Here is a 22,225-nt window from a genome sequence, read left to right as displayed (position 1 = left end):
AACGCCAGAGCAGAAACTGCCGACGAGTGGTTACGAAAATTTGCCTTCGCGTGGAATCAGCTTATCTGAACACTATGTATTATAGATTATTAATCCTTAAGGACCTCGCTTATCCGTCGCTACGAGAGGAGTCAGAGTATGACACGACGAAGCGCAAGTCGCGGAATCCTGTACTCGGCGCCGCCGACAGCGAGAGGCTCCGAGGAAACAACCGACGAGTCCGAATCAGCCGACAGTCCCGCCGCCGAGACCGAAGAATCGGCCGGCGAGACGGCCGCCGCGGACGACTAGTCGCTCTCTTCGTCGGTTCGGTCGCGGGCAACGGTGACGGAGACGGGCGAGCGCCGGACGACGGTTTCTGCGACGCTGCCGAGCAGAATGCGGGAGACGCCCTGCCGGCCGTGGCTGCCCATCACGATGTGATCGATATCGTTCTCTGTGGCGACTTCGACGATGGTGCTTGCGGGTTTGCCCGCTTCGATGAGGTGCTCGGTATCGAGCCCGTGAGATTCGGCGATGGAATCGAGTTCTTGAAACTGTTCCTCGGCGCGCGAGCGCTGGGTGTCGTACCAGTCTTCGGGGATGTTCGGGACGGAGGTTTCGGCGCTGAAACTCGCTTCGGCCGGATCGATCACGTGCAGAAAGTGGATCGTTCCCGAGTCGAACAGATCGACGGCGAGTTGGCAGGCGGTCTGGGCGTGATCCGAGCGGTCGACTGGCAGGAGAATCTGGGCGCTCATACAGAAGCCTCACGGCGTGTTCAATTGAATATTTGGGAGGATTCGCGCCGAGTGAGAATGGTTTCGACACACTAATACGAGGATAGTCAGTAGTACGCACAATGACAGAAGTAGCCCGCCTGCGTGACAGCACGCAGATACTGCTGCCAAGCGGCTCGCTGTCGGGGATCGAGGGGGAACTGGAAGATCGGTTCACGGTCACCGTACGAGCAGAAGACGGACAGGTTCGGATCATCGGGAGTCCGGTCGAAATCAAAAGCGTCAGCGACTATCTCGCCCGCAACGGCGTCACTGTCGCGTGAACTCTGGGGGGAGTTCACATCGTGACGAGAAAAAGGAATTCTTAAACCCACGCCGACGGAGAGTCCTGTATGGCCGAAACCATCGAAGTACTTGTCCCCGGGGGACAGGTCGATCCCGGACCGCCGCTCGGACCCGAGCTGGGTCCGACACCCGTGGACGTGCAGGCAGTCGTACAGCAGATCAACGACCAGACTGAGGCGTTCGACGGCACGGAAGTGCCCGTCACCGTCGAGTACGAGGAGGACGGCTCCTTCGAGATCGAGGTCGGTGTTCCGCCGACGGCCGAACTCATCAAAGACGAGGCCGGCTTCGAGACCGGCAGCGGCGAACCCCAGGAGAACTTCGTCGCCGACCTCTCGGTCGACCAGATCAAACAGATCGCCGAGCAGAAACAGACGGACCTGCTCTCGTACGATCTGAAAAACGCCGCAAAGGAGGTCGTCGGGACCTGCGTGACTCTCGGCGTCACCATCGAGGGCAACGACCCGCGCGAGTTCAAAGAGCGCATCGACGACGGCGAATACGACGACCAGTTCGCCGAAGAAGCAGCGGCATAATCGCTTCAAGCCGACAACTCGGACCGCGGGAGTCCGCCGACGAAGCCGCGACCTGATTTCTCTCTCCCGTTTCCTTTCTCGTCGGCGAGCGAGAGCCGTGTGACCGCTGCTGTCACAGCAGCCGATGGACGTGATCCAGATACGCGTCCGGAACAGCAGCTTCGAGTGTAGCGATGTCCGTCTCGCCGTCGACGTTGACCAGATACGCCCGTCCGGGTACGTCGCCGTAGACGCCCTGGAAGTCGTAGACGAAGCCGAACAGCGACGTATCCGTTGGAATGTCCGCCTGCGACTGTAGAAACTCGATTTGCTTGTCGACGTTGTACTCGGCGAGTTGGTCGACCAGCGACACCTCACGGTCCGGGTCGATTCGGTCGTCGGCGAGGCCGCCCTCAATGACCGGGGCGAGGAGGTCGACCCACTTCCCGACGCCCGCGGGTTTCTCCGGCTTGTCACCCCGCAGCGTCTCCAGCGCGGCGGTGATCGCGCCACAGCCAGTGTGTCCGACGACGAGTAGCACCTCCGTCCCAGTGTACTCGATAGGGTAGAGAACGCTCCCGTCGACGACGCGCTCGCCGTCGTGGATGTCCCAGACCTGATTCCCGATGGTGCTCGGGGTGAACAGCCATCCCGGTTCCTGTACGTCCCACATGGCCTCCTGGGACACCCGGGAGTCGGCACAGCAGACGGAGACAGCAGCGGGTTCCTGAACGTCTTGGACGGACTCGAAAAAGGTCGGAGAGAGCGAGTCGGCGTGACGGGCGTTGCGTTCGAGAACGTCGGCGAGACTCGTGGTCGGCATACGTTCACAATCAACAGACAGCTACTAAATCCTCCGGCCGTCAGCGGGCAATCAGGTCACGTACACCACGCTGGATGCCCCGAGTGACGCGACTCCCGGTCATGACGGCGACTCGTCTCGTCGAGGGCAGTCTACCGACGAATCTAGGAGAGAAACCTTATGGCTCGTGACCCATCGTCACGTCGCCGAGGCCGCTGTGACACTCCGCACAGCGGTACCGTCGAACGAGTCCATCCGCGAGTTCTTCGACTGCGTCGCCCCCACAATCACAGTCGTGAACCTGCGACGGGGCCTGAGTTCGCTTCCATTCCATACTTCTACGGAGCACGCGAGGTACTAAACACTGTTGTCCACGAGATTGACAGGACTTCCATTGGAAGTTCAGGACCGTTGAAAATCGTTAATTGATAATAATTATGGTCGGGAAGGGAAACCTTTTCCATCTGACCCGGAGGAGTAGGCGCCATGGGATACTGGTCGTCGGCGAGAACGCGTCGCTGGTTGCTGTGGGGACTGCTCGCGGCGTCGTACCTGCTGGTCAACACCTTTCGGCTCTCGACGGCGGTCGTCGCCGAAGAACTGATGGGTGCCTTTCAGATTGCGGGGGCACAACTCGGGACGCTGCACGCGAGTTTCTTCATCGTCTACGCAGCGATGCAGATTCCGACGGGGATTCTGGTCGACTCCGTCGGCCCGCGGCGGACCGCCACCGGCGGCGGGTTGTTGATGAACGCCGGAGCGGTGTTGTTCGCACTCGCGGGGAGCTATCCGATCGGATTTCTCGGTCGGTTTCTGATCGGCCTCGGCGGGAGTGTAATCTTCGTCTCGATTCTGCGGTTCTGTGCGAACTGGTACACCGCCGAGGAGTTCGGGACGATGAACGGGCTGAGTTTCGCCATGGCCGGCGTCGGGGGCATCTTCGCGACGACGCCGTTTGCCCTGCTCGTCGGCGCGACCGGGTGGCGAACGTCGATTCTGCTGCTCGCTGGCACCGGCTTCGTCCTCGCGCTCACGACGTATCTCCTCGTCCGGGATTCACCGGAGCGAGCGGGTTTCGATGCGATAGAAGGGGTGCCGGAACCGAACCGACCAACGGCGAGAGAGAGCTGGAACTTCCTGACCGACGTGCTTCGTGATCGGCTGACGTGGGCCGTCTTCGTCATTCTCTTCTGTACCGGCGGGGTGAACCTGACGCTGTTCGGCCTGTGGGGGATTCCATACGTCCGGCAGGTCTACGGGACATCAGTGACAGTTGCTTCGCTGTTCACGCTGCTCGGCGGCATCGGCATGGCCGTCGGCCCGCCGTTTTTCGGCTGGCTCTCGGATCGGACCGGCTCCAGAACCGAACTGATTATTCTTGGCTCGACGCTTTACACCGCCCTTCTCGGCATCGTCGCCGTCTACGGCGATCCGCCGCTGCCAATCGTCGGCGTGGCGTTTCTCATGACCGGCGTACTCTACGGGTCGTTCGTGCTCACCTACCCGCTGATCAAGGAGCGAAATCCCAACCGGGCCAGCGGAATCGCGCTGGGGACGATCAACGGAGCCTCCTTTTTCGGCGCGGCCGTGTTCCCCTCCGCGATGGGATTGATCCTCGATTCGTACTGGACGGGTGAACTCGCCGGCGGTGCTCGGGTCTATACCATCACCGGCTACCGTGTCGCGTTCGGACTGGCCGCGTTCGCGGCCGTTCTCACGCTGATCTGTGCACTCCTCCTCCACCGCGCGGACGACGGCTCGGTCGTCTCGTAGGGCTGTCACACACCGACACGGGATCCCAACTGACTTGCCAGTCCCGAGTGAATGCGGTGTATGGCAGAGACCAATCACGTCTACAAGCTTGCGAAGCGGCCGCGAGGCACACCGACCGACGACGCCTTCGACTACGTCGAGGAAGAGGTCCCCGAACCCGGGCCGGGCGAGGCGCTCGTCCGGACCATCTACATGTCCGTCGACCCGTACATGCGCGACCGGATGCGCGAAGGCGAGTCCTACGCGGAGCCGTGGGATGTCGGCGACCCACTCAAATGCGCCGCTGTCGGCGAAGTTGTCGAGAGCAACGGCGCTGGTTTCGAGGAAGGCGACGTTGTCACCGGCGAACTCCACTGGGCCGAGTACGCGACCGCTCCCGCTGCGGAACTCACACAGATCGACCCGAACCGCGGCCCGCTGTCGGCGTATCTCGGCGTACTCGGGATGCCCGGCAACACCGCCTACTTCGGCGTCAACGAGGTCGCACAACCACAGGCTGGCGATACCTTCGTCGTCACCGGCGCGGCCGGCGCAGTCGGCTCCGTCGCGGGTCAGATCGCCAAACTCAACGGCGCACGCGTCGTCGGCTTCGCCGGCTCTGATAAGAAGGTCGAGTTTCTCGAAGACGAACTCGGTTTCGACGTGGGTATCAACTACAAGGAGGTCGACGACTACGGCGCGGCACTCGCAGAGGCCGCACCTGACGGCATCGATTCGTACTTCGACAACGTTGGCGGCCCGATCACCGACGCCGTCTTCACCCAGCTCAACGTCGACGCCAGCGTCGCGGTCTGTGGCCAGATTTCGCTGTACAACGCCACCGAACTCCCGACCGGCCCGCGCAAACTGATGAATCTGATCCAGACCCGCGCGACGGTCGAAGGATTCCTCGTCAGCGACTTCAGCGAGCGGTTCGACCAGTCCGCCCGACAGCTCGGTCAGTGGGTCGCCGACGGCACCATCCAGTACCGCGAGACGGTCACTGAGGGACTGGAGAACGCACCCGACGCATTCCTCGGCCTGTTCGAGGGTGACAACATCGGCAAACAACTCGTCCAGGTCAGCGAGTACGAGGGCTAACTCGATTCCGAGAGCGCTCGCCGCAGCGACTCCCGGTGAAATTCTATCGCTGGTTCTCGGTCGACCGGCGGATACCGCGGGTTCGTCACGACGCCACGGGAGTCAACGGCAGTGCTGGCGATTGCGGCGACTCGGTGTGCAGGCTCGATAGCCGGCGGGTCGCGGATCGACTCGTAGCCGCGGCGAAACACCGAGCGAAGCTCTCGGGCCTGCTCGCGGGAGACGTACCAGTCGGCGACCAGATACTCGGCTTTGGCGTACGACAGCGCAGGGTCGGCAGCGAGCGGCCCTTCCCAGTCCACGATTGCCGCCAGTTCTCCGCCGTCGAGCAACGCGTTACCAGGCCGAAAATCCCACGGAAAGAGCCGCGGCGTCGGTGACGAATCGGTACCCTCGGCGACGGCGGCACGGAGTTTCGGTCGCAGATCGTCGAACTCCGACGGGAGTCGCCCAATCGCCGCCTCACCGACGGTCCTCAGCCACTCCGGCCAGTCAGCCGTCGGAGCCGGCGGGTCGCCGCCGTTCGGGACGAGTTCGATACCCCCGGCGATCCGGCCGCCGTTGGCCTGCCCTGTCTGAATCCCGTTCCGCCCGGCCACCACTGGCCCGTAGGCCTCGAACTCGAAGGCCTCGTGAAGCTGTGCGAGCGAGCGGCCGAACTGCTCGACAATCCGCTGGCGGTCGGCAGAAGCGAGGTCGGTGAACTGTTCGTGGAGGTCAGTACCGACCACGAAGGGAGTCACGAGCCACCCGTTGGCACCGGTCGCGAGCGGTCGTGCGACGGGAATCGACGTACGGTCGGCAATGGCGTCGAGCAACCGGGCTTCCGTCCGAATTGCATCGCGGTCGGCCGATCGCTGGACGACGACCGGAGCAGCGTCGGCAAAGCGGACGATCGTCGTCTGCTTTCGGTTGCCGCGGTCCAGCGGTGTCGTCTCGGTTACTGTCGCAGTTGGCCGGACCTCGCGAAGGATACCATCGAGTTCGGATTCGGTGATCATGAGTCGAGAATCTCTTCGAGTTCTGCCAGCGAATCGATCGTGTACTCTGGCCGGTAGTCGCCCGCCTCGGCGTCGTCTTCACGGAGCCACGCGACTGGGAGGCCAGCGTTCTGCGCACCGGCAACGTCGTAGGCCAGCGAATCGCCGACGTACAGCGCGGCGTCGGCGGTGACCCCGAGTTCCGAAAGCATCGTCTCGAATGGCTCGCTGTGTGGCTTTCGGCGCGGGAGATCACCGGCGTAGACCACCCCGTCGACACGGTCGTCGAGAGCCAATCGCTCGACTTTCGGCTCCTGTCGACTGCGCGGACCGTTCGTGAGCACGCCGACCCGGCCGAGTGCTCGGGCGCGGTCGAGAATGCGCTCGGCCGCCGGCAAGAATTCGACCTGCGAGTGGTCGATACTCTCAGCGAGTGCGGTCGCCAGCGCCAGCGGATCCGCATCTGCCCGCCCGTACTGAGCGGCCAGTCGGGCGAATCCAGCCCCGAAGTAGCCGACGGGATCGTCGGGATCCGGCGGCCCGTCCAGTGCCGTCCACAGGTCCTCCGGGCGGCCAAAGGGCTCGTAGCCGGCCTGCTCGAAGGCGCGTTCGTAGAGTGCTGTCGTGTCGTGAGTGTTCCGACAGAGTGTGTTATCCAGGTCAAAGACGACAGCGTCGAACCGGCTCACGCCCCTATCTTGGCTGGAGCCCTAAAAGCCGTTGCGGCTGTGCAGCGACTCGCCAGCGGCCGATCACTCGTTTCTGCGACCGCGGAGCATCTCCCGAAGCGCGGTCAACCCTTCCTCACGACTCGCGCCTTTCGAGATCATCACGCCGTCGAAAGTCTCCGCAGTGTCCGACGGCGGCGGTGCGAGATGATCCATGTGGTAAACCAACCGCGTCAGCCAGCCCAGCACCAGCGTCTGGACGACGAAGACGGCGACGTTGACGAGCAGCCCGGGCGCGATGATTCCGACGACCAGTCCCACCCCGATGTAGACGAAGGCGACGATGACCAGCAACACCGTCACCGTCGCAAACATGTCGTTGACCGCCGTCACGCGGGCGTTGTACTCGATCCACTGGGCGTAACTGCGCAGCAGTTGCTCTCTGAACTCCGCCGGGTGCTCGTCTTGGGCGGCGATTGCGTGCTCGATATCGGCAGCGTCCAGCCCACCGCGGAGATTCGAGGAGGTGTAGGTGATCCCGGCGAGGGCTGTCGAGACGAGCAACAGCCCGACACCGACGAGGATGAAGACGTTCAGGAAGGGTTCGATAGTGATCGTCGTCTGGATGAAAATCGACCCACCTGTCACGACCAGCCCGAACAGAAGCAGGTTCGCTTTCAGGATCTCGATCGCTTTCGCGTCGATTTCCCGGAGTCGCTGGACCTGATACTCGAAGGTTCGCTGGAGTTCCTCCCGCGTCAACTCAAAGGTGTCCTGTTCTCCCTCGGCCCCGGGAATCGACACCTCGGTCGACTCCGAGTCGTCCATATCTCTCATTCAGGTAGTCGAATGCTAAAGCTGGCGGTCGGTGATGTGGCCGACCCGATACATACATCATACAGGGGCTGTAGGGTACCAACCGGATAGTCAATGGCGTGGCCAATCGACATCGAGGCCGTCGACCGCGAGAGCGAGCGATACGAGCAGTTCGTCGACCACGCCCGGGCGTTGCTGGCGACGGACGAGCGGTTGCGGGCCGGGAGGGAGACGTGGAGTCAGCATCTCGAAGCCAGCCACGGCGAGGTCTTCGCTGAGATGCCCGGCGACGACCCCGAGACCGAACTGTTCGTCGACTCGCTGTACTTCGATTTCGTCGTCAGCAGCCTCATCGACCGGATCGAGCAGGTGTTCGATCTGACAGTCACGAATATCGATCCGCAGGACGAATCCGTCCCGCTCGGGTCGCTGCACCGGCGAGTAGCCGAACGCGGAGAAATCGAACCGGTCGGTCAGTCACTCACCGGACAGATCTTCAGACAGATGGGCGTCGAGTTTCTTCGGGAGTTGTACGAACGGATCGTCTCCCGGGAGATGCGACTGGCGCTCGGCGAGTACTACACGCCCCGCGGCGTCGCCGAACTCGCCGTCGACGCGCTGGAGAGTGCGACCATCGCCGACGCGTCGATGCTCGACCCCGGCTGTGGTTCCGGCGTCTTTCTGGCGGTCTGCATCGAGCGAAAACGGGAAGCGATGGCCGACCGAGACCCGAGCGAGATTGTCGGAACGATCACCGACTCGGTGATCGGAGTGGATCTGAACCCCGTCGCGGTGCGGACGAGCAAGCTGAGTTACCTGCTCGCGCTGGCGCCTGTTCTCGGTTCTGACGGCGTGCAGCGGGTCGACCTGCCGGTGTTCTGTACGGACGCGCTGGGCCTGAGCGACGAGGAGCCGATCACCGTCGGCGAAGCCTCCCCACCACAGGTAGACTTTCTCGTCGGCAATCCACCGTGGATCACCTGGGATCGACTGAGCGAGGATCTCAAGACCCGACTCCGAGAGAGGTACGTCGACGATCTGGGGCTGTTACCACACGAGGGGGCGTCCGCACGGCTGGGCCACAGCAACGACGATATCTCGATTCCGTTCGTCTGGATCTGCATCCATCGGTATCTGCGGGAGGGCGGTCAGGCCAGTTTCGTCATGAAGCGGGATCTGTTGACCGGCCCGGCAGGGTCGGTGCTGCGACGGCTCCGGGTCGGTGACCGTCCGCTTTCGGTCACGCGCGTCCACGATTTCGCCGGACTCCGACCGTTCGGCGAGCAGGTTGGCGCCGACGCTGCGATCTATACGATACGAGCTGACGCCGACCCGTCGTTTCCAGTCGAAACGACGGCGTGGGCCGTCGGCGACGGCGATGCTGACTTCTCGACGCTGGCGACGGTCGGGGAGTCGCTGGAACGGGCGGAGACGGCCCTCGCTCCCCTCGACGGCGAAGTGATCGGGTCGGCGTGGATCCGCGAAGATATCGAACGGGGTGCGCTCGGTGCTACTGCTCACGAAATCCGTCACGGCGTCAAAGACGACGCCGAGGCCGTCTTCTCCGTCGACCGAAGTCGACTCGACGAACTCGAAGACCGGCTCGTCTATCCGTATATCAAATCGAGACACGTCGTCAAGTACGGACTCTTTGGCCACGAACTCCGCTTGGTTCCGGTCAGGAAAGCAAACGAGGACAACGAATCACTTCTGCAGGAGCAGTATCCAGCGACCTACGAGTATCTGAACAGCCACCGCGAGCAGTTAGCGGAGCGGTCCTCGTCGTGGCTCGACGACGGCCCCTTCTACAACATCTTCGGCGTCGGCGAGTACACCTGGGCTCCGTACAAGGTCGTCTGGTGTCGGCTCGGCTTCAAGCCGCATTTCGCGGTCGTCTCGACGGTTGAGGACCCGGATCTCAGCGAGAAACTCGTCGTGCCGGGCGATCACTACATGTTCATCGGCACCGACGACGAGCGGGAAGCACACGCGCTCTGTGCACTGCTGAACTCCGCGGTCTACCAGAAGTCCCTCCAAGGGATCGCATCCGAAGGAAAATCCAGCCTCTCGAAGGCGGTCGTCTCGGAACTCGAACTCCCGCGGTACGAAGAGATTTCCGAGGGTCCACGGCTCGCGGAACTGTCGATGCAAGCCCACGAAATCGTCCCCCAGTACACCGACCGGAGCAAGCGGGCGTACAACCGCCTCACCATCGAGGAACTGGAGCCGATCCAGGCCGAAATCGACCGCCTCGTCGAAGGGATGCTTGCCGAGAGCGAGGCTCACGGAAGCCGGTGACTATTTCGACGGGTACACAACCCACCGGACGCTACGGGCCCGTATGAACGTCGACGTCGAGCCAGTCGAGGACGTACCGATCCAGGAGGAGGCCGTCCCGACCGGCATCGATGCCGCGGAGTACGTCCTCTACGGCGGAAAAGGAGGCGTCGGGAAGACGACGATGGCCGCCGCGACGGCGCTAGCCAGCGCCCGCGGCGACACGCCGACGCTGGTCGTCTCGACAGACCCTGCGCACTCGCTGTCGGACACGCTCGAAACTGACGTGCCCGACGAACCGACACAGGTCCGCGAGGACATCCCGCTGTACGCAGCCGAAATCGACCCCGAGGCCGCCCTCGCCGAGAGTCCCTTCGGCGGCGAGGGGAACCCGCTGGCGGGCATGATGGGCGACGGCCCCGACCCCCTCGGCGGGTCGATGCCCGGCTCCGACGAGGCGGCGGCGATTCGGCTGCTTCTCGAATATCTGGACGATCCGCGGTTCGACCGGGTCGTCGTCGACACCGCGCCAACGGGCCACACGCTGCGGCTGCTGGAACTGCCGGAGATGCTCGATTCGATGGTCGGAAAGATGCTGACGATGCGCGAGCGGATGAGCGGAATGCTCGGCGGACTGCTCGGCGACGACGACGAGCAGGAGGCCGGAATGGACGATCTCAAGGAGTTCTCCGAGCGGATCGAACGCCTGCGTGAGTTGCTCCGGGACCCCGCCCGGACAGACTTCCGCGTCGTGATGGTCCCCGAGGATCTGAGTGTCCAGGAGTCCAAACGCCTGCTCGACCGTCTGGACGGATTTGGCATCCCGGTCGGCACTATCGTCGTGAATCGTGTGATGCAGGATCCGACAGAAGTGGCGGACATCGACCCGGACTGGGTGGTCGCGCCGAATCACACCGACTGCGACTTTTGCGCCCGTCGCTGGGAAGTCCAGCAAGACGCGCTCGCGGCCTCACAGGAACTCTTCCGTGGGCACACCGTCCGGCGGGTTCCGCTGTTGGCCGAGGAAGTGCGAGGCGAACGGTTGTTGCAGGTTGTCGCGGCCTGTCTCTCCGAGTGAGTGGCGGGCAGGGCACCTGCCCAATCTGGTGGTACAACAGACAGCCTTCTGATATTTCTACCAGTTGCCGTGCAAGATGTGGAGGGTGACTTCAGCAGTCGGCGATCGTTGGTATCACACCGAATCAGATGAATCAACGAGTCAGTAGAACTGCGAACTGAGCGCTATGGGCGATACCATACCGAGTATAGTTACTGAAAGTTTGCAAGATGTAGGTGCACGTCCAGCATGCTGTGAAAAGCATAATTCAGGACTGTAAAACCATCATCCAGAACGCCAGTTTTCCAAGTTACAAGAGGTTCCTCTGGCTGCACGGCAGCGACTAATGCATACGTTTGGATAATTAACAGATGAGTGTGGCTATCAAGGCATCGTTCACCACCGATCAAGCAGATTTTCCGCTGAGTGCCGTTTTCAAGGAATTGAGTGACGTGACTATCGAATTAGACCGAGTTGTTCCAACGAATGACGCTATTATCCCCTATTTTTGGATTTCTGCCGATGATACAGAGAAACTCACCACCGACTTGAGTGCGGATGTCGGGATCGATCAGGTCCAAATAATCGATCAAGTCGAGAAACAGATGCTCGTTCGTGTGGACTGGAACCTCGATCACGAGAGCATTCTCACAGCTATCGTCAATACCGATGTCTCCCTTTTATCTGGAATGGGGAACACCGAGCAATGGACCTTCGAACTCCGTGCGAGTGAACAGGAGGGACTCTCTGACTTCCAGACGTACTGCCGAGAACACGACATCCCGACTGAGCTGACAGAGTTGCACACTATTTCACCGCTTAACTCTGATAAAGAGTACGACCTGACTGACGCTCAGAAGAAGGTATTGGTGGTTGCGTATTCTCGTGGATACTTCGACTCACCGCGAGGCGCGAACCAAGACGATCTCGCAGACGAACTCGGAATTACTCGGCAAGCCGTGTCGTCTCGGTTACAGCGCGGTATCCGACGCCTCGTTGCGAGTACTCTCATCATCCCCGATAAGTGAGAATATAAAGAGTATATAAAGAGCGTTGCAGGAGCAATACACACCCACAACCCTGTAGCAGGATTTTGTTGTAGTGATGGATCTTTCACAAGAGAAGAGCGCAACGGTGGATTTCGTGGACTCAATGAGTGCTGTGACATTTGATGCGGATAGAGAATGGTTTCAGGCAACGTACGACAGCAAGCGTGATTCGCCGAGCTTGGCAATCGTTGCGATTGTTGCGAGCGCTCTTGAGAGAGACCCGTTGGCAATGCCACCGCTTCAGTCGATTCTCGATACAGACGCTCTTGACAAGTTGGCAACGGAGTCAGCTAACGGATGTGACCGTGTAACGTTCAGTTATGAAGGAGTAGAAGTCACGGCCACCAGTGAGGAAGTGTTCGTGGCGGAAACCGCGAAATGATTTCCCATTCACTGCTGATCTGTTAACGAAGTGGTCCCACTCTCCGGAGACCGAATCCACATCGTTTTGAGATCCTCGGCAGTCGCATCTTCGGGATAGAACACGTAGATGTCTTCCCCATCGTAATCTCCGAGATGTACCACATCCAGATGGCTTCTGTCATCCCTGCGTTCATTTATTGGCATAATACTATGAGGTGGGGGTCTCGGTAGTGCTGGTATGCGTCCGCTGGTGAGATTCAGCAACCAACTGGCTACAGTGACGTGATAGGTGTTTGACTGCGGTTGCGTGCGCGTCTTTGTCTCGATGGATGTCTTGCGGGCGAGTCGGTTGTGTCTTGTAGTGTGCAAAGACATCATCGGGTAGCGATTCATCTGCTTCAAGACACTCTCCCACCTCAAACAACAACGCGTGGAGGTGGATCAACTCCTGTCCTTCCATAGTTCAAGGCAATGAACCAACACCTAAAAGCTAATTTACCAGTTTGAGGTAGTATTCTCAGGCATCTCTATTTTGCAACGATCAAACACAGTATATTGAGGATATACTGAGTGACAAACTGTGTAGATTAATAGAAAGCGTGGGTTGTGAAGTGTTCACACATCAGTCGAAATCCGGTCGTCCCCTTTTTTGGTAGAGATGGGTTGCAAGCAAGGGATTCTGTACGTGGCACGAAGAGAGGTGAGCAATAATAGGTAACAAATAACGTACTCTGTGCTGCCCCTGAAAGTCGTGAAGTCGTGTTTTACAGAGATGACCGATTGAAATAGTGAACAAGACCCTTATCCACATCCGGATGGTGGTTTTAGAGATGGTTCCCTCCAGTAACTGCACGGTACGCCCTGACAAAATCAAGCGAGGACCGTTTGTATCTCCGATAAGAGCCGAGACGGGTCAGCGCTCGGAATGGATCGACGCGTCGAATCCGCCGCGGATCAACGGTTTGGCGATGTGCCGGCGTGCAACAGGGGGAACCTCGTACCAGCCCTCCTCGATGTCGCGGTCAAGTGGCTGGTCGACCTTGCCAGGAGCAGTCGTCGAGCAGTCCCGACAGCGATAGCCCGCGTCGGCGCCCGCTGATTTCATCGACCGGCCACAGTCGGGACAGTCCGGCGTAACCAGTTCAGTTTCGACCCGGTCGCGCAGCGCGAACTTCTCCAGTTTGAGCGTCCCGTCGGCCACCTCGCCGCAGGCGGTGATCCGGTCGCCAGGCCGGAGCGCCCGGACCCGATCACGGAACCGTTTCGTTGGCTCGAAGGCCGCCGCCTGAAGACGGTCTTCTCCGTCAGCCAGCGGCAGGAAAACGTGGCCGCCCTCTCGTGTCTCGGGCGCGTCGGCGACCGTCCCGGAGAGGCGGTAGGCGTGGCCGTCTTTTGCCTCGCCGATGTTGCCAGATTGGAGGTGGGCATCGGTGCCCTGATTGGTGACGAACAACTGGCGAGACTGGACCGCTTCGCCGTTGATCTGTGCTGCGACTTCCCTAACTGCGTCGGGGTCGTCGCCGCGGATACCGTGCAAGATGGGGCAGGGTGTCCGGGGGACGCAGACAGCAGTGTGCTCCGCGCGGTCGACGGTGTCCCAGACTGTCGGATACGCGGCCTCGGCCGCGGCGAAAATCGAGTCGTAGTCGACATCGCGGTCGGTTCCCCACCTGTCCTGTTCGCGGTAGGAGATGCACTCGTAGGTCCACTCCTCGAAGGCGGCCCACGCGCCGACGGCCGCGAGCGCGCCGATGCGTCCGCGGCCGAGTCCCCGCGCTGCGGAGCGATAGCCCGCCTCGTCGATCAGTTCCTCGGCAGCCTCGATATCGTGATGTGTGCGGACGGCATCCACGGCGAACTGTTCGACTGGATCGGGCACCGCTCCCGGTTCGCAGTCGGCGACGACTGCGCCGGGATTGGTCGCGTCGTCGTCGGTCGCCGCGTGGTCGAGGAGATCATCGGCGATACCGAGGGCGTCGTCGGCGTCGAGATCACAGTGGACGGCGACGGCGGCGTTGCCCCGAGTCTTGTGCTCGACGGCGGGGTTGAGGCGGACGAGAAGGGTGCGTTCGACCGACCCGCCGGCGGCCTCGACCTGCTCGCCGAGCCGAGCGCCGAGATAGGTCGTACACATCCCCAGCGTCCGGGAGTCGGTGTCGTCGATGCCGATGATCGTCACAGACGGCGGTAGTCGTGGCGGAGTCAAACGGGTTTCGGAGAAATCGCCGGAGCCAGCCCTCCTATTCGCCACAACTCATATAAGGAGTGGATAATTACCTTCGGGTAGTACTATGTCCCGGTCAGCACTGGTCGGAAACGTCACAGCGATGCTCGAAGACGCTGGCTTTCTCGTCAGCGACCGCTGTGCGATCCGGCCGAAAAGTTTCGACATTGCGGCACGCCGGGGCGAAGACGTGTTGCTGGTGAAGATTCTCGGCAATATCGACGCCTTCGACGCCCGGACCGGCGCGGAGATGCGCCGTCTGGGTACCTATCTCAACGCGACGCCGATCGTCATCGGTCTGCGAACCCGCGACGAGGAACTCGACCCCGGTGTGGTCTACTTCCGCAACGGTGTTCCGGTGCTCTCGCCGGATACGGCGATGGATCTGTTCGTCGAAGAAGTGCCGCCGCTGATCTACGCCGCACCCGGCGGCCTCTACGTCAACATCGACAGCGAAGTGTTACAGGATGTCCGACAGAATCGCGACTGGTCGCTCGGGCGACTCGCGAAGGAACTCGGCGTCTCCCGACGGACAGTCTCGAAATACGAGGACGGCATGGACGCGAGCGTCGAAGTGGCGGCCGAACTCGAAGATCTGTTCGACGCACCGCTGACTTCGCCGGTCACGGTGCTCGAAGACGGCGGTGAATCCGTTCGCGAACCCGATGATCCACCGGACGGCCCGGATGTCGACAAGGAAGACGAGCCGATCGTCACCGTTCTGACGCGAGTCGGCTACGAGGTCCACCCGACCGACCGAGCACCCTTCAAGACCGTCAGCGAGGACGAAGGCGAGCAAGAACAGATGCTCACCGGCCACTCCGAGTTTACCAAGACCGCAAAAAAGCGGGCGAAGATCATGTCCTCGGTCGGACACGTGACCCGGACACATTCGGTCTACGTCGTCGACCGGGCTCGGACAGAGGCCGTCGACGGCACGGCGATCATCGAACAGGACGAGATGGAGGAAATCGAGGACCAGTCAGAGTTGCGCAACCTCATCGCTGATCGGATCGAAGAAGAGCCCGCCTGACGGTGAGCTGAGCTCTCGGTTTCGACGGCAGTTGTCACCGAGTGAGGCCTCCGAGCGTGAGCGCCGCCAACGTTTTGATACTTCGACAAGTCTGTCGAGACAATCGGATGGCCTCCAACGGATCCAGCCCTGTAATCGAGACGCAATCTCTCCGAAAGGAGTACGGGTCGACAGTTGCTGTCGAGGATCTCTCGCTCGAAATCAACTCGGGAGAGATTTTCGGTCTCCTCGGCCCGAACGGTGCCGGTAAGACGACGGCAATCGAGATGTTGCAGGGGCTCAGAACACCGACGAGCGGCGATGCAACCGTTCTCGGACTGGCGCTGGATGGGAACCTTTCGGAGATCAAAGACCGGATCGGCGTCGTCCCGCAGTCATTTCACACCTTCGAGCGACTGACGGTGCGTGAAAACGTCGCCCTCATCCGTGATCTGCATACTGACGGGCTGGCCGTCGACGAAGTGCTCGCGGAATTAGATCTGGAAGCATACGCCGACGAGCCGTTCCACTCGCTGTCCGGCGGCTATCAGCGTCGAACCGGCATCGCGATGGCGCTGGTGAGCGATCCGGAGATTCTCTTTCTCGACGAGCCGACGACCGGCCTCGACCCCGCTGCCCGCCGGGGAACCTGGGAGCAGATCGACCGCCTCCCGGAGATGGGAACGACGGTCGTGCTGACGACACACTACATGGACGAAGTCGAGTATCTGGCCGACCGCGTCGCACTGCTCATCAGCGGCGAACTCGAAGCCGTCGATACGGTCTCGGGGCTCGTCGAGGAGTACGCAGGTGAGACGAAACTCGTCGTCCACCTCACCGAACGGACGACCGACGCCGAGCGTAGCACGCTCGAATCGACGCTCGAAGACACAGCACAGGCCGTCTACCACGGCGAAGCCGGCGAGTTGATCGGTGTGTTCGAGGACCGACAGCGGGCCCAGGAAACCTACGGGGCGCTTCACGAAACCGGAACAGCACACGCGATCGATCTGGTGAGTCCGACGATGGAGGACGTCTTTCTCGAACTGGCCGGAGAATCGCTCACGCCGGAGGGTGATCTGCAGTGAGACGGCTGCTCGTGTTGACCCGGACACTGCTCAAAGACTGGCTCCGAAACCGAGAGGCGGTCTTTTTCGCGGTGCTGTTTCCAATTTTGCTGCTCGTCATCTTCAGTCTCGTCTTCGCGGGCGGCCCCACGGAGTTCGATATCGCCGTCCAAAACAACGACGTGACTGCGGAGGGCGAACCGACGGAACTGTCGGCGGCGTTTGTCACGGCCCTCGAAGAGACGCCAGCGCTCGATGTCGAGCGAATCGACGGCGAGGCGAATCTCACGGACGCAGAGAGCATCGAGGCCGAGACCGGCCACAACAGAGTGGTCGTCATTCCGTCGGGGTTCGGCGAGCGCGTGCGAACGGCGAGTGCCAGAGTTCGGACGGCCGTGATTCGGGATACACTCTCGAGATTCGGCGAAAACGTCACCGACCAGCAGCAACAGACGGTGCGTAACGCGACCGACTCCCTCGCAGGAGGAAACGGAACGACGGCTACCGTCTCCCTGCTGACGGCCCCCGACGACGAGGGGGCCGGGGCAGTCCGGAGTATCCTCGAAAGCGTCGTGGCGCGGTTCAACGACCGCTCGATCGGTGTCGAGGAGCCGACCGTCGCCGTGGATTCGGCCGAGCGCGGCGAAGAGGAGTTCAGTTCGACCGATTACTTCCTCCCAGCGTTTATCGTCGCGATGATCCTCATCAACGGCGTGATGACGGTGCCGTCGGCAGTCGCACAGTTCAAACGCGACGGGACGCTCAAGCGGTTGGCCGTCTCACCGCTGCGCAAAGAGGAGTGGATCCTCGCGAACGTGATCCAGCAGTCCATTCTGGCGGTGGCGATTACCGGTGTGATGGTGCTCGTCGCGTGGGCTGGGTTCGGCGTGACGGCAGTGCCCGGACCGCTCGCACTGGTGGTGATCGTTCTCGGAGCGATTGCGTTCACTTCACTGGGGATGATCGTCGGCGGGATCATCGAGGATCCCGGCTCTGCGATCAGTCTCGGCGGGGCGATTGCGCTGCCGCTGATGTTCGTCTCCGGAATCTTCTGGGAACTGGATCTGATGCCCCCCACTCTCCAGCGAGTCGCGGAGTTCAGCCCAGTGACGCATTTTCACCGGAGTCTCCGGGAACTGATGATTCTCGGCTCGGCGGACAGCCTCCCGTTCATCGTCGGACTGCTCGGGACGCTGGCCGTCGTCTTTCTCGCGGGGGCCGTGGGCGTCACCGACTGGCAGGAGTTCGATTGACTGTCTGATCACACCGCCGGACAGAAACGCCTATACGCGCTGACTCCCGTCTCCCGATGTGACTCGCAGTGCCGACGCCGAGACGGAAATTACCGTCTCGGACGTTCTGCCGGCCTTCGCCGACGCGTTCCCCTTCGAGCGGTTCAACCGGATGCAGTCCGAAACCCTGCCGGCGCTTCTGGACACCGAGGAGAACGTCGTCGTCAGCGCCCCGACTGCCAGCGGCAAGACAGCCGTCGCTGAGGTGGCGATCTGTCGCACGCTCGATGCCGGCGGCACGGCACTGTTTCTCGCCCCGCTGCGCGCACTCACCAACGAAAAAGAACGCGAGTGGGAACGGTTCGAGGAGTTGGGCTACTCCGTCTACGTCGTCACGGGCGAACGCGATCTGAATCCCCGAAAGGCCGAACGCGCCGACGTGCTCGTGATGACTCCCGAGAAGGCCGACTCGGCGACTCGAAAACACGACTCGCGGCGGTATTCGTTCGTAACTGATATCGACTGCTGTATCATCGACGAGGTGCATCTGCTGGATTCCGAACAGCGCGGGTCCGTGTTGGAAGTGACTATCTCTCGACTGCGACGGCTCTGTGATCCTCGCGTCGTCGCGCTGTCGGCGACGATGCCAAACGTCGAGGACGTGGCGGCGTGGCTCGATGCGACCGAGGAGACCACCTTCTCCTTCGGCGAGGAGTACCGCCCCGTCCCGCTCGATGCGGACGTGACGACCTACACCCACGGCGAGAACCCCTTCGCCGACAAGTACCGACGGCTCTACCGGGCGCTGGATCGGGCAGAACCACACATCCGCGAGGACGGCCAGGCGCTCGTCTTCGTCTCCTCGCGACAGGACACCGTGCAGGCAGCCAAGAAGTCCCGTGACGAGATTGTCGAGCGAGATATTCCGATGGGTGCTCGCGGTGACTACGACTTTCACACTGATGCCGAGCAGTTGAGCGACGAAACCCTCCGCAAATCCGTACTGGACGGCGTCGGCTTCCATCACGCCGGCCTCGCACGCGAGGACAAGAACCTCGTCGAGCAGTGGTTCCGCGAGGGCAAAATTCAACTGCTCTTCTCGACTTCGACGCTGGCCTGGGGGGTCAATCTCCCCGCCCGCTGTGTCGTGATCCGCGATACCAAACATCACGATCCACTGAAGGGAGAAGTAGAGATGAGCCCGCTCGACGTGCTCCAGATGCTCGGCCGTGCCGGGCGGCCGGGCTACGACGACAAGGGCTACGCGTGGGTCGTCTGTGACGGCGACTCGGTGAGTCGGTATCGGGAGTTGCTCTCGGAGGGCAAGCGGATCGAATCGCGGTTAGCGGACCGGACTGGCTCGGACGAGCAGGTCGAGGGCGAACCGCCAGCCAGCGACCTCGCAGTCCACCTCAACGCCGAGATTGCGCTCGGAACGGTGGAGGACATCGACGACGCGATGGACTGGCTGGAGACGACCTTCTACTACGTCCGGGCGAAACGGGGCTCTGAGTACGTGTCCGGAGACGAGTTGCGCAGCCGCGTTAGTGAGACACTGGAGTGGCTCGTAGATCGAGATTTCGTCGACATGGACGGTCTGTCGGTCGAACCGACGCCGCTGGGCCGACTCACCTCGAAGTTCTACCTCGAACTCTCGACGGCCCGGCACTTCGCCAATCTCGCCGACCGGACCGACCTCTCCGAACTGGAAGTCCTGACCGCCGTCGCGACGGCCGGGGAGTTCGACAGCGTCAGCGCCCGCTCGGACGAGGAAGACGCAATCGAAGCCGTCCTCGGCAAGCGCGGCGATCACCTCGAACCCGGGAGTCGGAAGGTGCTTGCCATCCTGAAATCGGCGATGAACAGCACCACGCCGGCTGCGCTGCGCAGTGACGCGTGGGTGATCAGACAGAACGCGCTGCGACTACTCGCCTCGCTGCGGGCTATCGTCGATCGGTTTGGAACCGCGACGCAGGCGAATCTCGTCTGCCGTGTCGAGGCCCGGGTCGAAACCGGCGTCAGCGACGATGCCGTCGGGCTAACGGCCATCGACGGCGTCGGATCGACGCGAGCGAACACCCTCGCCGCGGCGGGGTACGACTCGCCGGCAGACGTGGCGACAGCGAACCCGTCGAACCTCTCCGCCGCCGGCCTCTCGGAGGGTGTCGCCGGACAGATCGTCGAGAGCGCCGCCGAGTTGCCCGCCGTCGCCATCGACTGGGGTGAGTTCCCCGAGTCGATACCGGCCGGTGACCGGGACCTGCAGGAGGTGACTGTCCGCTCGACGGCCGGCAGCGCCCGAGCGACAGTGGCGGTGACGGTCAACGGCGTCGAGATGACGGAGAAAAGCACCTACCTCGGCGAAGCGACACTCCCGGTCGGTGTCTTCGGCGGCGACGCCGACGAACTCGACTTCGAGATCAGCGTCGTCTTTCCTGAACTCCCGATCCACCCGATTAGCCACCACCGAACGGTCCGTGTCGAGCGCTGAACTGCCGGGGAGAGCGAAGGTGCCGAGACGGCCGCAAAACATATTTTAAAAGTTCTAAACATCCCTTAGCCAGTATTAAAATGAGTTAGAGAGTTGTAAACTGAATGATTCACGGTGGAGAGAGCGAAAATGAGGCGAATTCAAGCTAGGCGTCTCCCGTTTATATGATGGGATAGCTTGTATAATTGGGTACAGAGAGAACCCATGTCAAGTGCATTCCCCTCCGACTCGACGGCAGATACCGAGTACAGTGCAAGTACGCTCAGAACGGCAGTCGAATATCCCCTCCGACTGGTTGGCTTCTGGGCCGCGGTCGTCCTCCCATTCGTGTTGCTCGGCCTGCTCGCCCTCGGAATCGCCCAGCAATCCCCGGCGTTGCTGACGGGCCTCGTCAGCACGAACGTGGCCGCGCTCGTCCTCGGCAGAGAGTACAACCGATAACCCCCCTGCCGTCGATGTGGGGTTCTCTCTGGTCCCCCCGCTGGCGCTTCCCGCCTTTCGTCTGCGACCGCTCGGATTCTCTCGCCCAGTTCGCTCGCGAAGAACTGTGAATCGGTGCCGAAGGGATGATGATTTACTCGGTCGTCACCTAGCTCAGCTATGCTTGAAGCAGAGAGTCGGCAAATTCTCGTGGATGTCGATGGAACGCTGTGTTTCAATCTCCCACGGCTCTGTGAATTTCTGGAAGTCGAATACGGTATCGAGATCACCCGCGAAGAGATCACCGACTGGAGCTACCAGTTCGAGCAGGCCGGTGTCGGGATCGAGGAGGTAATCACACAACTGTTCGAGGAGTATCCGGAGTGGTTTCTCGCGGATCTGGATCCGGTACCTGGGGCGGGACGGGCCCTCGATTCGCTCGCCGCCGCCGGCTACGAGATACAGATCGTGACCCACCGGCCGCCGGAGACACACCACCTCACACAGCAGTGGCTCGACGAGCGGGGAATGCACTACGACGGCTACGTCGAGGACGTGCCAGCAAACAAAGCCGAGGTGCCGGGTGACGTGCTGATCGACGATTTTCATGGCCACGTGGCCGATGCCGTCGACGCGGGCATGTACGGCCTGTTGTTCGACCGCCCGTACACCGAATCAGTCGGTCACGAGCGGATGGTTCGCGTCTCGACGTGGGCGGACGTACTCGACGCCTTCGGCATCGACGCTGCTCCCCAGCGCTAAGCGCCCACAGAACCCCCGAACGGGAGAGGTTTATTTCTGGTCTGTGAACACTCATGTGTATGATTCGCACACTGTTCATCGTGTTCGGCTTGATCGAAATCGTCGTCCCGCAGCCGATTATCGACGCCTGCGAGCGGATCGGACTCGAAAACCCCGCGGACGCGCAACTCCGCCCGCGGGCCGCGCTGCTGGCCAGACTGGAAGGCGCGCTGTTCGTCTGGATTCTCGTTCGCGGGCGCGATCAGTCGCCGCTGACGAGCAGACTGCTCGGCGCGGCCGGCCTGTTGGCGGTGCTGTATCCGACGCCGCTGATCCGATTCAGCCAGACCTTCGCCTACGAGAACTCCAGTGACCTCGAACTGAAGCCGTGGGTCCGGCCCGCGGCGCGGCTGCTCGGGGCGCTGTATCTCGCTGTCGTCTTCCTCTCAGGACGGGAGAACGGTTCAGGGGAGCGCCCCGAGACGAATGCGAACTGAAGACAAGAGTCGGCGACGGTGGGTTACGGCCACCTCATCTCAGCTTATGGGAGTCGGAGGGGTAGCGAGTGGTAATGAGAGCGGACGACACCGAGAC

General features: G+C 61.7%; 25 protein-coding genes and 1 pseudogene. 17 read left to right on the top strand and 9 right to left on the bottom strand.

All coding sequences use genetic code 11. The features are described from left to right. Positions 1-69, top strand: a pseudogene (locus V8P86_RS19035) (IS6 family transposase); the annotation flags it as partial. A 69-nt stretch (positions 70-138) separates the two neighbouring features. Next, positions 139-291, top strand: a complete 153-nt coding sequence (locus V8P86_RS18535) for a hypothetical protein (protein ID WP_336328776.1) — start codon at positions 139-141, stop codon at positions 289-291. On the opposite strand, the gene V8P86_RS18530 is transcribed toward V8P86_RS18535, so the two are convergent. Next, positions 288-740, bottom strand: a complete 453-nt coding sequence (locus tag V8P86_RS18530) for a universal stress protein (protein WP_336328775.1) — start codon at positions 738-740, stop codon at positions 288-290. The two genes, V8P86_RS18535 and V8P86_RS18530, sit on opposite strands and share 4 nt — an antisense overlap. Positions 741-841: 101 nt before the next feature. Here V8P86_RS18530 and V8P86_RS18525 point away from each other — a divergent pair, with 101 nt between their 5' ends. Together V8P86_RS18525 and V8P86_RS18520 are read left to right on the top strand one after the other, a co-directional pair. After that, a complete protein-coding gene (locus tag V8P86_RS18525) occupies positions 842-1,042 on the top strand; it encodes a VNG_1110C family protein (protein ID WP_336328774.1) in 201 nt (66 codons plus the stop codon). Positions 1,043-1,111: 69 nt separating this feature from the next. Then, positions 1,112-1,600 carry a 50S ribosomal protein L11 gene (locus tag V8P86_RS18520; protein WP_336328773.1) on the top strand — a complete coding sequence of 163 codons (489 nt, stop codon included), beginning with the start codon at positions 1,112-1,114 and terminating at the stop codon, positions 1,598-1,600. A gap of 112 nt (positions 1,601-1,712) precedes the next feature. Here V8P86_RS18520 and V8P86_RS18515 read toward each other — a convergent pair whose 3' ends face one another. Together V8P86_RS18515 and V8P86_RS18510 are read right to left on the bottom strand one after the other, a co-directional pair. Continuing rightward, positions 1,713-2,402 (bottom strand): carbonic anhydrase, encoded by a 690-nt coding sequence (locus V8P86_RS18515; protein ID WP_336328772.1) that lies wholly within the window; start codon positions 2,400-2,402, stop codon positions 1,713-1,715. A gap of 157 nt (positions 2,403-2,559) precedes the next feature. Further along, the gene (locus tag V8P86_RS18510; RefSeq protein ID WP_336328771.1) at positions 2,560-2,715 is read right to left on the bottom strand and encodes a hypothetical protein; all 156 of its coding nucleotides are present in this window, start codon (positions 2,713-2,715) and stop codon (positions 2,560-2,562) included. Between the two features lie 152 nt (positions 2,716-2,867). Here V8P86_RS18510 and V8P86_RS18505 point away from each other — a divergent pair, with 152 nt between their 5' ends. Both V8P86_RS18505 and V8P86_RS18500 read left to right on the top strand, forming a co-directional pair. Then, entirely contained in the window at positions 2,868-4,154 is a 1,287-nt protein-coding gene (locus V8P86_RS18505) for an MFS transporter (RefSeq protein WP_336328770.1), read from the top strand. Positions 4,155-4,214: 60 nt separating this feature from the next. Then, the gene (locus tag V8P86_RS18500; RefSeq protein WP_336328769.1) at positions 4,215-5,234 is read left to right on the top strand and encodes an NADP-dependent oxidoreductase; all 1,020 of its coding nucleotides are present in this window, start codon (positions 4,215-4,217) and stop codon (positions 5,232-5,234) included. Here the strand turns inward: V8P86_RS18500 and V8P86_RS18495 are convergent. The 3 genes from V8P86_RS18495 to V8P86_RS18485 all read right to left on the bottom strand — a co-directional run bounded on the left by V8P86_RS18495 (position 5,231) and on the right by V8P86_RS18485 (position 7,710). After that, positions 5,231-6,235 (bottom strand): phosphotransferase family protein, encoded by a 1,005-nt coding sequence (locus tag V8P86_RS18495; protein ID WP_336328768.1) that lies wholly within the window; start codon positions 6,233-6,235, stop codon positions 5,231-5,233. The two genes, V8P86_RS18500 and V8P86_RS18495, sit on opposite strands and share 4 nt — an antisense overlap. Beyond that, complete coding sequence (locus V8P86_RS18490) at positions 6,232-6,903, bottom strand: HAD family hydrolase (RefSeq protein ID WP_336328767.1); 672 nt, start codon at positions 6,901-6,903, stop codon at positions 6,232-6,234. The genes V8P86_RS18495 and V8P86_RS18490 overlap by 4 nt, the downstream gene beginning before the upstream one ends. Positions 6,904-6,966: 63 nt before the next feature. Beyond that, positions 6,967-7,710, bottom strand: coding sequence for a hypothetical protein (locus V8P86_RS18485; RefSeq protein ID WP_336328766.1), 744 nt, complete (start codon positions 7,708-7,710; stop codon positions 6,967-6,969). Between the two features lie 102 nt (positions 7,711-7,812). Between V8P86_RS18485 and V8P86_RS18480 the strand changes: the two genes are divergently transcribed. From V8P86_RS18480 to V8P86_RS18465, 4 genes are all read left to right on the top strand, one after another. Further along, positions 7,813-9,996, top strand: a complete 2,184-nt coding sequence (locus V8P86_RS18480; RefSeq protein WP_336328765.1) for an N-6 DNA methylase — start codon at positions 7,813-7,815, stop codon at positions 9,994-9,996. Positions 9,997-10,039: 43 nt separating this feature from the next. Further along, positions 10,040-11,053 (top strand): ArsA family ATPase, encoded by a 1,014-nt coding sequence (locus V8P86_RS18475; protein WP_336328764.1) that lies wholly within the window; start codon positions 10,040-10,042, stop codon positions 11,051-11,053. 356 nt (positions 11,054-11,409) lie between these two features. Further along, positions 11,410-12,060: a helix-turn-helix domain-containing protein gene (locus tag V8P86_RS18470; RefSeq protein WP_442909433.1), complete on the top strand. Its 651-nt coding sequence runs from the start codon at positions 11,410-11,412 to the stop codon at positions 12,058-12,060. 76 nt (positions 12,061-12,136) lie between these two features. Continuing rightward, complete coding sequence (locus tag V8P86_RS18465; RefSeq protein ID WP_336328762.1) at positions 12,137-12,463, top strand: HalOD1 output domain-containing protein; 327 nt, start codon at positions 12,137-12,139, stop codon at positions 12,461-12,463. Between the two features lie 8 nt (positions 12,464-12,471). Here the strand turns inward: V8P86_RS18465 and V8P86_RS18460 are convergent, their stop codons facing one another. From V8P86_RS18460 to V8P86_RS18455, 3 genes are all read right to left on the bottom strand, one after another. Beyond that, positions 12,472-12,606, bottom strand: coding sequence for a hypothetical protein (locus V8P86_RS18460; protein WP_336328761.1), 135 nt, complete (start codon positions 12,604-12,606; stop codon positions 12,472-12,474). A 46-nt stretch (positions 12,607-12,652) separates the two neighbouring features. Next, on the bottom strand, positions 12,653-12,904 hold the full coding sequence (locus V8P86_RS19030; protein WP_442909432.1) for a UPF0058 family protein: 252 nt from the start codon (positions 12,902-12,904) through the stop codon (positions 12,653-12,655). 453 nt (positions 12,905-13,357) lie between these two features. Beyond that, the gene (locus V8P86_RS18455; RefSeq protein ID WP_336328760.1) at positions 13,358-14,623 is read right to left on the bottom strand and encodes a TiaS agmantine-binding domain-containing protein; all 1,266 of its coding nucleotides are present in this window, start codon (positions 14,621-14,623) and stop codon (positions 13,358-13,360) included. Between the two features lie 112 nt (positions 14,624-14,735). On the opposite strand from V8P86_RS18455, the gene V8P86_RS18450 reads away from it, so the two are divergent. The 7 genes from V8P86_RS18450 (at position 14,736) to V8P86_RS18420 (ending at position 22,128) form a co-directional block, all read left to right on the top strand. Further along, positions 14,736-15,701, top strand: coding sequence for a transcriptional regulator (locus V8P86_RS18450; protein ID WP_336328759.1), 966 nt, complete (start codon positions 14,736-14,738; stop codon positions 15,699-15,701). A 107-nt stretch (positions 15,702-15,808) separates the two neighbouring features. Continuing rightward, on the top strand, positions 15,809-16,768 hold the full coding sequence (locus V8P86_RS18445) for an ABC transporter ATP-binding protein (protein WP_336328758.1): 960 nt from the start codon (positions 15,809-15,811) through the stop codon (positions 16,766-16,768). Then, entirely contained in the window at positions 16,765-18,000 is a 1,236-nt protein-coding gene (locus V8P86_RS18440) for an ABC transporter permease (RefSeq protein ID WP_336328757.1), read from the top strand. The genes V8P86_RS18445 and V8P86_RS18440 overlap by 4 nt, the downstream gene beginning before the upstream one ends. A gap of 88 nt (positions 18,001-18,088) precedes the next feature. Continuing rightward, on the top strand, positions 18,089-20,470 hold the full coding sequence (locus V8P86_RS18435; protein ID WP_336328778.1) for a DEAD/DEAH box helicase: 2,382 nt from the start codon (positions 18,089-18,091) through the stop codon (positions 20,468-20,470). A gap of 204 nt (positions 20,471-20,674) precedes the next feature. Further along, positions 20,675-20,911, top strand: a complete 237-nt coding sequence (locus tag V8P86_RS18430; protein WP_336328756.1) for a DUF8028 family protein — start codon at positions 20,675-20,677, stop codon at positions 20,909-20,911. Between the two features lie 159 nt (positions 20,912-21,070). After that, entirely contained in the window at positions 21,071-21,652 is a 582-nt protein-coding gene (locus V8P86_RS18425; RefSeq protein ID WP_336328755.1) for a 5' nucleotidase, NT5C type, read from the top strand. Between the two features lie 59 nt (positions 21,653-21,711). After that, positions 21,712-22,128 (top strand): hypothetical protein, encoded by a 417-nt coding sequence (locus V8P86_RS18420; protein ID WP_336328754.1) that lies wholly within the window; start codon positions 21,712-21,714, stop codon positions 22,126-22,128. Positions 22,129-22,225: the final 97 nt, after the last annotated feature.

It is taken from the genome of Halovenus anhuiensis (assembly GCF_037080055.1).
Classification (GTDB): Archaea; Halobacteriota; Halobacteria; order Halobacteriales; family Haloarculaceae; genus Halovenus.
This window is presented reverse-complemented; position numbering and strand designations above follow the sequence as displayed.